We start from the raw sequence: 15,665 nt of genomic DNA on the forward strand, positions 1-15,665 counted from the left end.
CGGCCTTCGGCCGTCGCCCGCCAGTCCCGGTGCCAGCGTCGCCGAACCGACATCTCTCCGCCAACTTTGAGAATCATTGAGACACAGGAGAACCAGTGCTCGAATCAACCACTTTCGATCAGCTTCGCATCGGCCTCGCGACCGCCGACGACATCCGTCGTTGGTCCTTCGGCGAGGTCAAGAAGCCCGAGACGATCAACTACCGCACGCTGAAGCCGGAGAAGGACGGCCTGTTCGGCGAGCAGATCTTCGGACCCAGCCGTGACTGGGAGTGCGCCTGCGGCAAGTACAAGCGCGTCCGCTTCAAGGGCATCGTCTGCGAGCGCTGCGGCGTGGAGGTCACCAAGTCCTCCGTCCGTCGCGAGCGGATGGGGCACATCGAGCTCGCCGCTCCCGTCACGCACATCTGGTACTTCAAGGGCGTGCCCTCGCGCCTCGGGTACCTGCTCGACATGGCGCCGAAGGACCTCGAGAAGGTCATCTACTTCGCCGCCTACATGGTGATCTCGGTCGACGAGGAGGCGCGTCACCGCGACCTCCCGACGCACGAGAACAACCTGCGCCTGGAGATCAAGAACCTCGGCGACCGCCGCGACGCCCGTGTGGCGGCGCGTCTGGCCAAGCTGGAGGAGGAGCTCGCCGCTCTCGAGGCGGAGGGCGCCAAGGCCGACGCGAAGAAGAAGGTCAAGGACGCCGCCGAGAAGGACATGTCCTCGATCCGCAAGAACGCGGACGAGCAGATAGGCAAGCTCGAGCGCGTCTGGGAGGACTTCCGCTCGCTCGAGGTCGGCGCCCTGAAGCCCGAGGACGAGGTCTTCAACGAGCTCGTCGACCGGTTCGGTCAGTACTTCGAGGCCCACATGGGCGCGGAGTCGATCAAGCGTCGCCTCGAGGCGTTCGACCTGGCCGCCGAGGCCGAGAGCCTGCACCTGCAGATCTCGGAGGGCAAGGGCCAGCGCAAGATCCGTGCGATCAAGCGCCTCAAGGTCGTCAACTCGTTCCTGACCACGGGGATGAGCCCCGCGTCGATGGTGCTGGACGTCGTGCCGGTCATCCCGCCGGAGCTGCGCCCGATGGTGCAGCTCGACGGCGGCCGCTTCGCGACCAGCGACCTGAACGACCTGTACCGCCGCGTGATCAACCGCAACAACCGTCTGCGTCGTCTGATCGACCTCGGGGCTCCCGAGATCATCGTCAACAACGAGAAGCGCATGCTGCAGGAGGCCGTCGACGCGCTGTTCGACAACGGCCGCCGCGGTCGTCCGGTCACGGGCACGGGCAACCGTGCGCTGAAGTCCCTCAGCGACATGCTGAAGGGCAAGCAGGGCCGGTTCCGCCAGAACCTGCTCGGCAAGCGCGTGGACTACTCGGGCCGTTCGGTCATCATCGTCGGACCCCAGCTGAAGCTGCACCAGTGCGGTCTGCCCAAGCAGATGGCGCTCGAGCTGTTCAAGCCGTTCGTGATCAAGCGTCTGATCGACCTGGGCCACTCGCAGAACATCAAGGCCGCCAAGCGCGCCGTGGAGCGCACGCGCCCCGAGGTCTGGGACGTGCTCGAGGAGATCATCCGCGAGCGTCCGGTGCTGCTCAACCGCGCCCCCACGCTCCACCGCCTGGGCATCCAGGCCTTCGAGCCCCAGCTCGTCGAGGGCAAGGCCATCCAGCTGCACCCGCTCGTCTGCGCCGCCTTCAACGCGGACTTCGACGGCGACCAGATGGCTGTCCACCTGCCGCTGTCGGTCGAGGCCCAGGCCGAGGCGCGCATCCTGATGCTCGCCTCGAACAACATCCTGAAGCCTTCCGACGGGCGTCCGGTCACCCTGCCGTCGCAGGACATGATCATCGGCCTTCACCACCTGACCACGGTCAAGGAGGGTGCGGCCGGTGAGGGACGCGTGTTCGGCTCGGTCGGCGAGGCGATCCTGGCGAAGGACGAGGGAACCCTCGACCTGCAGGCGAAGGTCCGCATCCGCGTCCCGGGTCTCACGTTCCTCGAGGGCGAAGCCCCCGAAGGCTACGAGCGCCACGGCCTCCTGGATGCCTCGCTCGGCCAGGCGATCTTCAACGACACCCTGCCCAAGGGGTACCCGTTCGTCCGCGAGCAGGCCGACAAGGGCAAGCTGTCGCAGATCGTGAACAAGCTCGCCGAGGAGTACCCGAAGGTGGAGGTCGCGGCCTCGCTCGACCGGATCAAGGACGCGGGCTTCCACTGGGCCACGCGCTCGGGTGTCACCGTCGCGCTGAGCGACGTCCTCACGCCGCCCAACAAGGCCGAGATCATCGCCGGCTACGAGAAGCAGGCGGCGAAGGTCCAGGCACAGTACGAGAAGGGCCTCACGACCGACGCCGAGCGTCGTCAGGAGCTCATCAAGATCTGGACGGCCGCCACCGACGAGGTGCAGGTCGCGATGAAGGCGCACTTCCCGGCCGACAACACGATCAACCGGATGGTGTCCTCGGGCGCCCGTGGCAACTGGCTGCAGATCCGGAACATCGCCGGTATGCGGGGCCTTGTGAACAACCCGAAGGGCGAGATCATCGCCCGTCCGATCATCTCCTCGTACCGCGAGGGGCTGTCGGTGGCGGAGTACTTCATCGCGACGCACGGTGCCCGTAAGGGCCTGGCCGACACGGCCCTGCGTACGGCCGACTCGGGTTACCTCACGCGTCGCCTCGTGGACGTCTCGCAGGACGTCATCATCCGTGAGGAGGACTGCGCGACCTCGAAGGGGCTGGAGCTGCCGATCGCCGCCGCGGGCGCCGACGGGGCACTGGTCAAGGACGCCAACGTCGAGAACTCGGTGTTCGCCCGTACCCTCGCCGCGGATGTCGTGGACGAGTCCGGCACGGTGCTGGCCGAGGCGGGCTCCGACGTCGGCGACGTGCTGATCAACCGCCTGGTCGAGGCGGGCGTCACCTCCATCAAGGTGCGCTCGGTGCTGACCTGCGACTCCGCGGTCGGTGTCTGCGCGAAGTGCTACGGCCGTTCGCTCGCGACCGGAAAGGTCGTCGACATCGGCGAGGCCGTCGGCATCATCGCGGCCCAGTCGATCGGCGAGCCGGGCACCCAGCTGACGATGCGCACCTTCCACACCGGTGGCTCGGCGTCGGCCGAGGACATCACGCAGGGTCTGCCGCGTGTCCAGGAGCTCTTCGAGGCGCGTACCCCCAAGGGTGCGTCCCCGATCGCCGAGGCCGACGGGCGCATCACGATCGAGGAGACCGACAAGCAGAAGAAGGTCATCCTCACGCCCGACAACGGCGACGAGCCGCACGTCTACCCGGTGCTCAAGCGCGCCACCCTCCTCGTCGAGGACGGCCAGCGCGTCGAGGTCGGCCAGGCGCTGCAGGTGGGAACGCTCGACCCGAAGGAGATCATGCGCGTCATGGGCGCCCGCGAGGTGCAGAAGTACCTCGTCGGCGGTGTCCAGGGCGTGTACCGCTCGCAGGGTGTGCCGATCCACGACAAGCACATCGAGGTCATCGTGCGCCAGATGCTGCGGAAGGTCACCGTGGTCGACCACGGCGACACGACGCTGCTTCCGGGCGAGCTCGTCGACTCGCGTCGCTTCATCGACATCAACCGCCAGTCGGTGGGCGAGGGCAAGCGTCCCGCGTCGGGCCGTCCGGAGCTGATGGGTATCACCAAGGCGTCGCTCGCGACCGAGTCGTGGCTGTCGGCCGCGTCGTTCCAGGAGACGACCCGCGTGCTGACGCAGGCCGCGATGGAGGGCAAGAGCGACCCGCTGGTGGGCCTGAAGGAGAACGTGATCATCGGAAAGCTGATCCCCGCCGGAACCGGGCTCGCGAAGTACCGCAATGTCACGGTCGAGGCGACGGAGGAGGCCAAGAGCGAGCGGTACCCCAACCGCATCTTCGCGTCCGACGGTGCGTACAGCGATTCCGATCTGAGCTACGTCGATTTCGACAGCTTCTCGACGGACGACTTCACGCCCGGCACCTACAACTGATCGGGCCGGATGCGGCCGCCCGCCGCATCCGGACGGTCCCGAAGTGCCCCGAGCCTCGTGCTCGGGGCACTTCGGCGTTCCGCGGCGTTCCGCGCCGCGCGCCGCTGCCGCTCGCTGCCGCGGTGCGCGTCTACCGTGGACGGGGGAGGGGACGTGGCACGGATCGGTGGGCGCAACAGCGCCGTGGCATGGGTGGTCGGGCTCGGCTGCGCCGCCGTCGTCGGTGTGCTCGTCGTGCTGGCGATCCCGGCGATCCCGGCGAGCGTGCAGCTGATGGGGGACACCCTGCGCGCGGCCGCCTCCGCGCCGGAGGCGGCCGGCACGGCGCCGTCCGACGACGTCGAGACGGCCACGCCGGTGTGTCGGGGGCTCTACACCGAGGCTCTCTGGGCGGCGCTCACGCAGCGGGCGGGTGGCGATCCGGTGCAGGACACGGCGCCGCCGACGACCTCGGTGGAGAGTCTCGCGACCGCGCTCGCGCCGCAGGTGCGCGTCACCTGCGCATTCGCCGGAACGAACACCGGCCACATCGTGACGACGGTCTCGGACGTCTCCCCGGATGCGGCCGCCGTCGCCCGTGCGACGCTCGAGACGAACGGGTTCGGCTGTACCGGTTTCGGCGACGGCATCCGGTGCGAGCGCGCCACCGCCGACGGGGTGGAGGAACAGGTCGTCCGCGCCGGCGTCTGGGTCTCGAACGTCTTCACCGGCTGGCGCCCCGACCGTTACCTGGAGCGCATGGGTCCGCAGCTCTGGCCCTGACGCGCCCGGGCGGGCTCGGACGGCGCGTCGCCGAGGCGCTCAGCCGAAGACGTGGGCGATGACCGAGTCGGTGTACCCGCTCGGCGCGAGGTTCGAGTACTGCGTGTCGATCAGGACGTCGTCGCGCCAGAAGAGCGTGCGACCGTCGTTGACCGGGTACTGCTCGTTGATCCACACCTTCTCGCAGCGCGTGCCGCCGTCGGGCGTGTAGCAGGTGAAGCCCTCGTCGTCCGCGAGCCGGTTGAGCAGGTCGAGAGCGGGGCCGCGGGACATCCGCGAGACCGTGGTCTGGAGAGAGGTGGTGTCCGCCTCGGGCTGCCGCCACAGGCAGACGAGGCTCCCGTCGCCCTGGACGCCGACGGCGACCCCGTTCGCCGGGTCGTTCAGGGGGATGTCGGCGAGCTGGGCGAGCACCGAATCGGAGACGAGCGTCTCGCAGTCCGCCGGGAGGGCGACGGACGTCGCCGTGGGAGTCGGGGTAGCCGTGGGCGTCGACGAGGCGGCCGGGGCCGTGCCACCCGAAGGCGGTGTCCGCGACGGGCCGCTCGAGGGATCGGGGGCGCACGCCGCCAGGGCGACCATCAGGAGCGCGCCGGAGAAGACACCGACGGCGGCACGGACGCGAAGCATGACTCCACGTTAGCCCGACGATCCGCCCACGCGCCTGCGCGCCTCCGCGGCACGCGGGCGACGGAGCAGTAATCTCACGAGGGCGGGCGCCAGCCCCGCGTGAGGAGCGGAATGCGATGAGTGACCAGAAGACGCCGTCGGCCGGAGACCCCGTCGACGAGCCCAACTCGGTCGAGGATGTCGTGGGCCGCGCCAACGAGGGACTCGCCGAGGCCGAGGCGGCCCAGCGGGATGCCGCCCCGGGCGACGACGAGGTCGTCGTCGAGGAGACCGTGATCGCCGCGAGCGGCACGGATGCCGACGGGGCGCCTGTCGAGGAGACGGTGGTCGTCGAGTCCGTGGAGCCGACCGACCGCGCCGCTACGCCCGCGGACGACGAGGTGCCCTGGTACGACCGGCCCGACTCCGTCCCCCTCGATCCGATCGACGAGCCCGTGTCCTCCGCCGCGCCGGCGACCGAGCCGGAGCCGGAGCCGGTCCATCCCGTCGCGGAACCGGCGTACAGCGCTCCGCAGCCGATCTTCGTCCAGGCGCCCGAGGCGCCCCGTCCCCTCGGCAACCGAGGCGCGGCGGGTGCGATCGGCCTGCTGGCGGCGCTCGCGTTCGCCGTGCTGTTCTTCGCCGTCATCTTCGGATTCGGCTTCCTCCTCGGCAGCGTCGACGCGGCCTCGGCGGCCGAGTACGCGACCGCGATCGTGGTGGCCCCGATCTTCTGGGTCCCCGTCGTCGCGTTCTACCTCGCCTTCTGGCTGCTCGGTGCGATCCTGAACCGTGGGCGCTGGGCCCACTGGGTCATCTGGGGTCTGCTGGTCGGTGTCGCCTCGTACGGCGGATACCTGCTCGGCGTGCTCTTCCAGGCCCCGTTCTGGACGCTGACGGCGCGCGAAGGCCGTGAGCTCCTCGAGGCTCAGCTCTTCTTCCCCTCGGCGATCCTCGCCTTCGTGCTCGGTCGTGAGCTGACCATCTGGTTCGGCGCGTGGGTGTCCGCCCGTGGCAGGCGCATCACCGAGCTCAACGAGCAGGCGCAGCGCGAGTACGAGCGCACGCTCGAGGCCGGTCCGCAGCTGCTCCGTCCGTAGATGTCGGGCAGCACCGAACCCTCGGGATCGGTGTCGCCGTCCGTCTCCCTGGCGCTGGCCACGATCGGGTTCTTCACGCTCGTGATCGCGGGCCTGGGGCTCGCGAGCCTGGCGACGGACACCGAGGTCGTCGAGGTGCCGGGGCTCGGTCCCGTGCCGGGAGCCGTCGGGCTGGTCGGAGCGGGCGGGGCCTTCGCCTGGGTGGTCTGGACGACGGTGCGCGCGCCGCATCCGCGGTTCGTCGGGGCGTTCTGGGGGGCTCTGGCCGCCTATCTCGCGTACGGCACGGTCGCGGGTGCCGCCGCGCTCGCGGTGACGGGCGGACCGGCGCGGGCCGTCGCCGTCACGGGGTCGCTCCTGGTCGGGTGGCCGGGGGCCGTGATCGCCGCGTCGGCCGCCGTCGCGGCATGGGCGGCGATCGCGCTCGTCCGCACGCGGGCGAGGCGGCCCAGGTGGCCGTGGGAGCGCGACGAGGACGAATGACCCCCTTGAACGCCGATGCATTGCGGTCAAAACACGGATGAACCGCCGATGACGGATACCGTGGAGACCGTGGAGCGTTCGCTCGAGACGCAGGTCAGCCAGGCGGTGGACGCCTGGCTGCGTTGGCTGCCCCGCTGGGAGCCGGCGACCCACCGCGGGCGCGTCGCCGTGTGCCGGAGATGCCTGGGCTCTCCGATCCTCTCGGCGGCCGGTCTCGGGTCGGACGTGCCGCACGGGGTGCAGCACGGGCTGTCCACTCGCGCGAAGGCCGTGATCGACCACTCCGTCGCGGAGTACACCGCCCGGAACCTGCCCCTCCTGCAGGCCGAGCTCGACCAGCAGGCCGCCCGGAACCGCGCGCGCAGCTACCGCCCCGCGGAGGGGCTCGAGCCGGAGTTCGACGGCCTGCCGCTCGATCCCGATCCGCTGCCGGGAGCGCCTTTCCTCTTCACGATCTCGGGACTCGCGGCCGATTCCGACGCCGACGTCCCCGCTCTCCCGCCGCTCAGCGACGAGGCGAAGGCCGCACTCCGACAGGAGGTCGGTCTCGCCGACGACTACGCGAGCATGGTCGGGCGAGAGGTGTGCGCCGTCCTTCTGCACCACCGCATCCGGATCCAGGGCGCCGTCTCGCAGTACGTCGAACCGCAGATCGCCGCCATGCTGGAAGAGTTGACCCGATCGCTCGACGCCCCGTTCGACCCCCGCGACTTCGACGAACCGACCCCAGAGGCACCTCAATGACTGATTCCCTTCCCTCCTGGTACGTGCTGGCGGTACTCCTCCCGTCGGTGATCTTCGGGCTCCTCGTCTACGTCTGGACCGCGATCGGCCTCGGCGCGGTCTTCGCCAAGCTCGGCGTCGAGCGGTGGAAGGCCTGGGTGCCGGTCTACAACCAGGTCGTGCTGCTGGGGCTCGGCGGGCTGTCCGGATGGCTGCTCCTGCTTCTGCTCATCCCGGTCTTCGGCCCGATCTTCGTGTTCGTCGCGGTCGTCACCGCAGCCCATCGCATCAACGCGGCGTTCGGGCACGGTGCCGGGATGACGGTGCTCGCCGCTCTACTGTTCCCGGTGTGGGCGAGCGTGCTGGGTTTCGGTGCCTCGCGACCCGTTCACCCCGTGCCCGGTCGGTCCAGCGCCCGTGAGGCGCGCGGCGGCGACGATCTGCAGTCGTTCTCGGCGCAGTTCGACCGTGGCCACGACGACCTGGCCGCCCGGCGATCGGTGCCGTCGCCGTCGGCGTGGATCCCGCCCGCGCCGCCCATGCCCACCGTCGGGCCGTCGCCGGCCGCCGCGCCCGCGTTCGGCGCCGACGTCGCCCCGGCGCCGGCCTGGGGAGAGCCCTACCGTGCCCCCGCGGCCGCCGTAGACCCCTTCGTCGTGCCCGCGGCGGATCCGTACGTCGCGCCCGCCGTCGACCCGTACGCGACGCTCTCGGCCGACGTCTACGCCGCGGCCGTGCAGTCCGCCCCCGCCACGGACCCCTCCGCGTCGCCCGGGGCCGACCCGTACGCGCCGCCCGGGGCCGACCCGTACGCGCCGCCCGGGGCCGACCCGTACGCGCCGCCCGGGGCCGACCCGTACGCGCCGCCCGCCGCCGAGCCTGAGACCCCCGCGCCGCAGGTCATGTCGTGGTGGCAGCCGGCGATCGTGGAGGAGGCGGACGAGTCCGATCGGGCCGACGACGCGGGGGAAGCCGCGGTCGACATCCCCGACTGGGCGCGTCCGGTCCCCCCGGCCCAGGCTCCCGCAGCCGACGCGGTCGCAGCGAGTGCTCCGCCGACGCCAGAGGCGCCCGTCGCGCCGGCCGACGCCCCCGTCGCGGAGTCGTCGGCGGGTTTCGCACCCCCCGCATCCCCTCCGGTCCTGCGCGAGTCGTACCTGCCCGAGTCGGATGCCTTCCCCGAGGCCTCGGGCGAGGTGTCGGCCGTGGTCGGCTCGCCGACCGCCGGACCGCCGCGGTCGGCGACCGCATCCGTCTCGGCCTCCCGGCCGGGAGTCGGCGATTTCGTCGAGGACACCGTCATCGCCTCCCGTCGTCGCCCGAAGTGGGCTCTGCTGCTGCCGGACGGCACGCCGTTCGAGCTGTCCGGCGACAGCGCGGTGCTCGGACGTCGTCCCGTGCCGGTCCACTCGGCCCCGGGAGCGCAGCTCGTGCTCGTCGTCGACGAGACCCGCACCGTCTCGAAGACCCACGCCCTGCTCCGTCGCCGCGCGGACGTCTGGATGATCGCCGACCTCGGCTCCACCAACGGAGTCGTCGTGCTCGAGGGTGACGCGGAGGTCGAGGTCGCCCCGGGCGTCGATCGCGAGGTGCAGGGGACGTTCCTGCTCGGCGATGCGGTCCTGCGCCTCATGCGCGCGGACGCCTGAGACGACTCGCGTTTGACCCCTTCCCCCGGGGGCGCGTATCATTGACCGGGTGTGCGCTCATGCGCGCCCAGTGTCGTGCCTCGGTGCGATGCGGAGCGCCGGAGCCGCCATCTCAGGGAAGGCTCTGCGAACAGGGCACCCCCACGGCATATCCACCACGAACAGGCGTCAGTCATTCTGCCGTCTCGGTGGGTCCGCGTGAGCCCGAACCGACACGGAGCGCAAGAATCCGGGTGGATCGGGGGAGACCACGACGCTGTCACCGTGCAGCACAAACAAGGAGAGAACGTGCCAACCATTCAGCAGTTGGTTCGCAAGGGCCGCTCGCCGAAGGTCTCGAAGACCAAGGCGCCGGCTCTGAAGGCGAACCCGCAGCAGGCGGGCGTCTGCACCCGCGTGTACACGACCACGCCCAAGAAGCCCAACTCGGCGATGCGCAAGGTCGCCCGTGTGAAGCTCCGCAACGGCACCGAGGTCACCGCCTACATCCCGGGTGAGGGCCACAACCTGCAGGAGCACTCGCTCGTGCTCGTGCGCGGCGGTCGTGTGAAGGACCTTCCGGGTGTCCGCTACAAGATCGTCCGCGGCGCCCTGGACACCCAGGCCGTCAAGAACCGCAAGCAGGCCCGTAGCCGCTACGGCGCGAAGAAGGGTTAAGGAAGATGCCTCGTAAGGGTCCCGCCCCGAAGCGCCCCGTCGTCAACGACCCGGTGTACGGTGCCCCCATCGTCACCCAGCTCGTCAACAAGATCCTCGTCGACGGCAAGAAGTCGCTCGCCGAGTCGATCGTCTACGACGCCCTCCGCGGCGTCGAGGCGAAGAACAGCCAGGACGCCGTCGCGACGCTCAAGAAGGCGCTCGACAACGTCCGTCCCACCCTCGAGGTCAAGAGCCGCCGCGTCGGCGGCTCGACCTACCAGGTTCCGGTCGAGGTCAAGCCGCACCGCGCGAACACGCTCGCGCTGCGCTGGCTCGTCAGCTACGCGAAGGGCCGTCGTGAGAAGACGATGACCGAGCGCCTGCAGAACGAGATCCTCGACGCCTCGAACGGCCTCGGTGCCGCGGTCAAGCGCCGCGAGGACACCCACAAGATGGCCGAGTCGAACCGGGCGTTCGCGCACTACCGCTGGTGAGCGAAGCTCAGCAGCGGTAGCCGGGGGCCATCTCTGGCCCCCGGCTACCGCCCCGGGTCGTGTCTCGCGACCCGGCGCCGGAGATCAACCATAGACACCCGTCTGACCATCAGATAAGGACACCCCGTGGCACAAGAAGTGCTCACCGACCTCCACAAGGTCCGCAACATCGGCATCATGGCGCACATCGATGCCGGCAAGACGACGACGACCGAGCGCATCCTGTTCTACACGGGCGTCAACCACAAGATCGGCGAGACCCACGACGGTGCGGCGACGACGGACTGGATGGAGCAGGAGCAGGAGCGCGGCATCACGATCACGTCCGCCGCGGTGACCTGCTTCTGGGACAAGAACCAGATCAACATCATCGACACCCCCGGTCACGTGGACTTCACCGTCGAGGTGGAGCGCTCGCTCCGCGTCCTCGACGGCGCCGTCGCCGTCTTCGACGGCAAGGAGGGCGTCGAGCCCCAGTCCGAGACCGTGTGGCGCCAGGCCGACAAGTACGACGTCCCCCGCATCTGCTTCGTCAACAAGATGGACAAGCTCGGCGCGGACTTCTACTTCACGGTCGACACGATCATCAACCGCCTGAAGGCGAAGCCGCTCGTGCTGCAGCTGCCGATCGGTGCGGAGAACGACTTCGTGGGCGTCGTCGACCTCGTCGAGATGCGCGCGCTGGTGTGGCCGGGCGATGCCAAGGGTGACGTGACGATGGGCGCGAAGTACGAGATCCAGGAGATCCCGGCCGATCTGGTCGACCGTGCCGCGGAGTACCGTCAGCAGCTGCTGGAGACCGTCGCAGAGTCCGACGACGTGCTGCTGGAGAAGTACTTCGGCGGCGAGGAGCTCACGGTCGCCGAGGTCAAGGGCGCCATCCGCAAGCTCACCGTCGCGGGCGAGCTCTACCCGGTCCTGTGCGGCTCCGCGTTCAAGAACCGCGGTGTGCAGCCGATGCTCGACGCGGTCGTGGACTACCTGCCGTCGCCCCTCGACGTGCCGGCCATCGAGGCGCACGACCCGAAGGACGAGGAGATCGTCATCGAGCGTCACGCCGACCGCGAGGAGCCGTTCGCGGCGCTCGCGTTCAAGATCGTGACGCACCCGTTCTTCGGCCGCCTCACCTACATCCGCGTCTACTCGGGGCACCTCGACTCCGGCGCCCAGGTCGTCAACGCGACCAAGGGCAAGAAGGAGCGCATCGGGAAGATCTTCCAGATGCACGCCAACAAGGAGATGCCGGTCGACTCCGTCACCGCGGGCCACATCTATGCGGTCATCGGTCTGAAGGACACCACCACCGGTGACACCCTGTCGGACTCGAACAACCAGGTCGTCCTCGAGTCGATGACGTTCCCGGAGCCGGTCATCGAGGTCGCGATCGAGCCGAAGACCAAGGCGGATCAGGAGAAGCTGGGCATCGCGATCCAGAAGCTGGCCGAGGAGGACCCGACCTTCCGCGTCGAGCAGAACGGCGAGACCGGCCAGACGGTCATCAAGGGCATGGGCGAGCTGCACCTCGACATCCTCGTGGACCGCATGAAGCGCGAGTTCAAGGTCGAGGCGAACGTCGGAAAGCCGCAGGTCGCGTACCGCGAGACGATCCGCAAGGCCGTCGAGCGCCACGACTACACGCACAAGAAGCAGACCGGCGGCTCCGGCCAGTTCGCCAAGATCCAGTTCGCTCTCGAGCCGCTCGAGGTCACGGCCGAGAAGACCTACGAGTTCGAGAACAAGGTCACCGGTGGCCGCATCCCGCGCGAGTACATCTCGCCGACCGACCAGGGCTTCCAGGACGCCATGAACGTCGGCGTGCTCGCCGGCTATCCCATGGTGGGCGTCAAGGCGATCCTGCTCGACGGCGCGTCGCACGACGTCGACTCGTCCGAGATGGCGTTCAAGATCGCCGGCTCCATGGGCTTCAAGGAGGCCGTCCGCAAGGCGAACCCGGTCATCCTCGAGCCGATCATGGCCGTCGAGGTGCGTACGCCCGAGGAGTACATGGGCGACGTCATCGGCGACCTGAACTCCCGCCGCGGTCAGATCCAGTCGATGGAGGATGCCGCCGGCGTCAAGGTCGTCCGGGCCAACGTGCCGCTGTCGGAGATGTTCGGCTACATCGGCGACCTCCGCTCGAAGACCTCCGGCCGCGCCGTGTACTCGATGGAGTTCGACAGCTACGCGGACGTCCCGCGTGCCGTGGCCGACGAGATCGTCCAGAAGAACAAGGGCGAGTAGCCTCCGCCGGAGGCCTCGCCCGGGATGCGGCGGTCCGCCGCCGCATCCCGGTTCCGCTGGTTCCCGTCGGGAGTCGATCGAAGCCTCCCGACGGGCTCACAACTTCACACCGCACTCTCTACTAAACTGAGAACCAACCCCGTAGCGAACCGGTCGCAAACCAGTGCCCGGGATCCCTACACAACCGTCCTGAGGAGGACCCAGTGGCTAAGGCCAAGTTCGAGCGGACCAAGCCGCACGTGAACATCGGAACGATCGGTCACGTCGACCACGGCAAGACCACGCTCACCGCCGCGATCTCGAAGGTGCTCGCCGACACGTACCCGTCGGCCACCAACGTCCAGCGCGACTTCGCGTCGATCGACTCCGCTCCCGAGGAGCGCCAGCGCGGCATCACGATCAACATCTCGCACGTCGAGTACGAGACCCCGAAGCGTCACTACGCCCACGTCGACGCCCCGGGCCACGCCGACTACATCAAGAACATGATCACCGGTGCCGCCCAGATGGACGGCGCGATCCTCGTGGTCGCCGCCACAGACGGCCCGATGGCCCAGACGCGTGAGCACGTGCTGCTCGCCAAGCAGGTCGGCGTGCCCTACCTGCTCGTCGCGCTGAACAAGTCGGACGCCGTGGACGACGAGGAGATCCTGGAGCTCGTCGAGCTCGAGGTCCGCGAGCTGCTCTCCAGCCAGGACTTCGACGGCGACAACGCCCCGGTCGTCCGCGTCTCGGCGCTGAAGGCGCTCGAGGGCGACGAGAAGTGGGTCCAGTCGATCGTCGACCTGGTCGCCGCGGTCGACGAGTCGATCCCGGAGCCGGTGCGCGACAAGGACAAGCCCTTCCTGATGCCGGTCGAGGACGTCTTCACGATCACCGGTCGTGGCACGGTCGTCACCGGTCGTGTCGAGCGCGGCATCCTGCCCATCAACTCCGAGGTCGAGATCGTGGGCCTGCGCCCGACGACCAAGACCACGGTCACGGGTATCGAGATGTTCCACAAGCAGCTCGACGAGGCATGGGCGGGCGAGAACGCCGGTCTGCTGCTGCGCGGCACCAAGCGCGACGACGTCGAGCGCGGGCAGGTCATCGTCAAGCCGGGTTCGGTCACGCCGCACACCGACTTCGAGGGCACGGCGTACATCCTCTCCAAGGAGGAGGGCGGCCGTCACAACCCCTTCTACACGAACTACCGCCCGCAGTTCTACTTCCGCACGACCGACGTCACCGGCGTCATCACGCTGCCCGAGGGCACCGAGGTGGTCCTCCCGGGCGACACCGTCGAGTTGACGGTCGCGCTGATCCAGCCGATCGCCCTCGAAGAGGGTCTCGGCTTCGCGATCCGTGAGGGTGGCCGCACCGTCGGCGCCGGCACGGTCACGAAGATCGTCAAGTAGCCGCGAGAATCCGCAGGATGAGCGGCCCCCGGACCCTCGGCCCGGGGGCCGCTTCCTTCCTGCCGGACGTTTCGCGCAGGTAAAGAAACGTCACGGCCCCCCGCAGAACTTGTGAATCGGCTGAACATGCCGCTAGTCTTCGGGTGGGGGTAGAAACCTATGATTCGTCGTAGACCGCTCCCATGGCCTATTCCACGTCAATGAGGCTTCGCCTCAGACCCCCACGGAGATCATTATGAAGAGCCTTCGCACAAAGATCGCTGCGGTCGTCATCGCGGTCGCAGCCATGGTTGCTGTCCCTGCCGCCGCCAACGCCTACACGCCGGTCGCCCCCGGCGGCACGAGTGTGACCGTCGCCCCCGGCGGCACCGTCACCGTCCCGTTCACGGGCTTCGCGCCGAACGAGAGTGTCAACTTCACCCTGACCGGTGAGAACGCCGCGGGCGCCACGCTTGCGGCCGTCAAGACGGTCGTCAACTCGACGTCTCTCACGAAGGCAGCTTCGTCGACGGGCGCCGTCTCGGTCACGGTCACGCTTCCGAGCAACGCGACCGGCACGTACACCCTCACTGGTACGGGTGCGTCCTCGAACGCCTCCGCCACGGTCACCATCACGGCGTCGGCCGCCGGCGGCGGCCTGCCGGCCACCGGTGTCGACAGTGCGTCCCTCATGGGCGTCTGGATCGGCGGCGGCGTGCTCCTGCTCGGCGGTCTCGCCGTGACGGTGTTCGCGGTCCGTCGTCAGCGCCAGGGCGTCTGACGCCTCACGTAGACACGCAGAACCCCCGGGGCCATACGGCCCCGGGGGTTCTGCGTGTGTCCGGACGGTGTTCCGACCGCCCGGCGCCGCGGACGAGCCCGGCATCCTCCAGGATGCCGCGACACGCCGATCGCGACACGCCCGAGTTTGCGACACGCCCGGGCGACACGTAGACTGTTCAGGTTCCACATTCCGGCGGCTCACGCCCCGGATCACTGCCAGGGCAGTGCATAGGCGGCGCGAGAGCGCGACGGCCTAGGCCGCGGGCAGCAGAACTCGTACTGAGCGAAGGCGTAAGCCCGAGACGAAGTGCATCACATCCCACACCACGCGACCCGGAGACGGGCGCTTCGCGCGTGCGAGGTGCGGGACCGGGGCCACCGGCTCCGGTCTGACATGAGAACAGTGGTGCCGACTCCCCGTGAGAGCGGGGGGAGTGCCCTGGCGCGAAAGCGTCACCGTGCGTCCGATGCCCTGCCGCCGAACAGGCGCAGAGGTATGACGCGAGAAAGAGAGTGAGCAGACAATGGCGGGACAGAAGATCCGCATTCGCCTGAAGTCGTACGATCACGCGGGGCTCGACAGCTCGGCGCGCAAGATCGTCGACACCGTGACCCGTGCCGGCGCGACGGTCGTGGGCCCCGTGCCCCTGCCGACCGAGAAGAACGTCGTCGTCGTCATCCGGTCGCCGCACAAGTACAAGGACAGCCGCGAGCACTTCGAGATGCGCACCCACAAGCGCCTCATCGACATCATCGACCCGACGCCCAAGGCCGTCGACTCGCTGATGCGTCTCGACCTCCCGGCCGATGTCAACATCGAGATCAAGCTCTGAGG

At 69.2% G+C, this 15,665-nt stretch carries 13 protein-coding genes; 12 read left to right on the top strand and 1 reads right to left on the bottom strand.

Features of this window, described 5'->3' with window-relative positions; genetic code table 11:
• Positions 1–95: 95 nt before the first annotated feature.
• On the top strand, positions 96–3,971 hold the full coding sequence (gene rpoC / locus GVL03_RS06425) for a DNA-directed RNA polymerase subunit beta' (RefSeq protein ID WP_159500169.1): 3,876 nt from the start codon (positions 96–98) through the stop codon (positions 3,969–3,971).
• A 153-nt stretch (positions 3,972–4,124) separates the two neighbouring features.
• Positions 4,125–4,733, top strand: a complete 609-nt coding sequence (locus GVL03_RS06430; protein WP_159500170.1) for a hypothetical protein — start codon at positions 4,125–4,127, stop codon at positions 4,731–4,733.
• A gap of 39 nt (positions 4,734–4,772) precedes the next feature.
• On the opposite strand, the gene GVL03_RS06435 is transcribed toward GVL03_RS06430, so the two are convergent.
• A complete protein-coding gene (locus GVL03_RS06435) occupies positions 4,773–5,363 on the bottom strand; it encodes a hypothetical protein (protein ID WP_159500171.1) in 591 nt (196 codons plus the stop codon).
• A gap of 116 nt (positions 5,364–5,479) precedes the next feature.
• On the opposite strand from GVL03_RS06435, the gene GVL03_RS06440 reads away from it, so the two are divergent.
• From GVL03_RS06440 to rpsJ, 10 genes are all read left to right on the top strand, one after another.
• Entirely contained in the window at positions 5,480–6,442 is a 963-nt protein-coding gene (locus GVL03_RS06440; RefSeq protein ID WP_159500172.1) for an ABC transporter, read from the top strand.
• Positions 6,443–6,925 (top strand): hypothetical protein, encoded by a 483-nt coding sequence (locus tag GVL03_RS06445; RefSeq protein WP_235038044.1) that lies wholly within the window; start codon positions 6,443–6,445, stop codon positions 6,923–6,925.
• Positions 6,926–6,994: 69 nt separating this feature from the next.
• On the top strand, positions 6,995–7,669 hold the full coding sequence (locus GVL03_RS06450; protein WP_159500213.1) for a spermidine/putrescine ABC transporter substrate-binding protein: 675 nt from the start codon (positions 6,995–6,997) through the stop codon (positions 7,667–7,669).
• A complete protein-coding gene (locus GVL03_RS06455) occupies positions 7,666–9,297 on the top strand; it encodes a DUF5684 domain-containing protein (RefSeq protein WP_159500173.1) in 1,632 nt (543 codons plus the stop codon). Before GVL03_RS06450 ends, GVL03_RS06455 begins: the two co-directional genes overlap by 4 nt.
• Positions 9,298–9,585: 288 nt before the next feature.
• Positions 9,586–9,954: a 30S ribosomal protein S12 gene (rpsL, locus tag GVL03_RS06460; RefSeq protein WP_018171438.1), complete on the top strand. Its 369-nt coding sequence runs from the start codon at positions 9,586–9,588 to the stop codon at positions 9,952–9,954.
• A 5-nt stretch (positions 9,955–9,959) separates the two neighbouring features.
• The gene (rpsG, locus tag GVL03_RS06465) at positions 9,960–10,430 is read left to right on the top strand and encodes a 30S ribosomal protein S7 (protein ID WP_150893261.1); all 471 of its coding nucleotides are present in this window, start codon (positions 9,960–9,962) and stop codon (positions 10,428–10,430) included.
• 126 nt (positions 10,431–10,556) lie between these two features.
• The gene (gene fusA / locus GVL03_RS06470; protein ID WP_159500174.1) at positions 10,557–12,671 is read left to right on the top strand and encodes an elongation factor G; all 2,115 of its coding nucleotides are present in this window, start codon (positions 10,557–10,559) and stop codon (positions 12,669–12,671) included.
• A gap of 203 nt (positions 12,672–12,874) precedes the next feature.
• Positions 12,875–14,068 (top strand): elongation factor Tu, encoded by a 1,194-nt coding sequence (gene tuf / locus GVL03_RS06475; RefSeq protein WP_159500175.1) that lies wholly within the window; start codon positions 12,875–12,877, stop codon positions 14,066–14,068.
• A 235-nt stretch (positions 14,069–14,303) separates the two neighbouring features.
• Positions 14,304–14,828 (top strand): hypothetical protein, encoded by a 525-nt coding sequence (locus GVL03_RS06480; RefSeq protein WP_159500176.1) that lies wholly within the window; start codon positions 14,304–14,306, stop codon positions 14,826–14,828.
• Positions 14,829–15,354: 526 nt separating this feature from the next.
• Positions 15,355–15,663: a 30S ribosomal protein S10 gene (gene rpsJ, locus GVL03_RS06485; RefSeq protein ID WP_045246810.1), complete on the top strand. Its 309-nt coding sequence runs from the start codon at positions 15,355–15,357 to the stop codon at positions 15,661–15,663.
• The last annotated feature ends 2 nt before the right edge of the window (positions 15,664–15,665 follow it).

The sequence above is a fragment of the Microbacterium sp. 18062 genome (genome assembly GCF_902706225.1).
In the GTDB taxonomy this organism is placed as follows: domain Bacteria; phylum Actinomycetota; class Actinomycetes; order Actinomycetales; family Microbacteriaceae; genus Microbacterium.

Bases quoted from the DNA above. Each gene is read 5' to 3' on its own strand.
- GVL03_RS06480 (WP_159500176.1), top strand. From the start codon at position 14,304: ATGAAGAGCCTTCGCACAAAGATCGCTGCGGTCGTCATCGCGGTCGCA.
- rpsJ (WP_045246810.1), top strand. From the start codon at position 15,355: ATGGCGGGACAGAAGATCCGCATTCGCCTGAAGTCGTACGATCACGCG.
- GVL03_RS06435 (WP_159500171.1), bottom strand. From the start codon at position 5,363: ATGCTTCGCGTCCGTGCCGCCGTCGGTGTCTTCTCCGGCGCGCTCCTG.
- rpsG (WP_150893261.1), top strand. From the start codon at position 9,960: ATGCCTCGTAAGGGTCCCGCCCCGAAGCGCCCCGTCGTCAACGACCCG.
- GVL03_RS06440 (WP_159500172.1), top strand. From the start codon at position 5,480: ATGAGTGACCAGAAGACGCCGTCGGCCGGAGACCCCGTCGACGAGCCC.
- GVL03_RS06445 (WP_235038044.1), top strand. From the start codon at position 6,443: ATGTCGGGCAGCACCGAACCCTCGGGATCGGTGTCGCCGTCCGTCTCC.
- GVL03_RS06455 (WP_159500173.1), top strand. From the start codon at position 7,666: ATGACTGATTCCCTTCCCTCCTGGTACGTGCTGGCGGTACTCCTCCCG.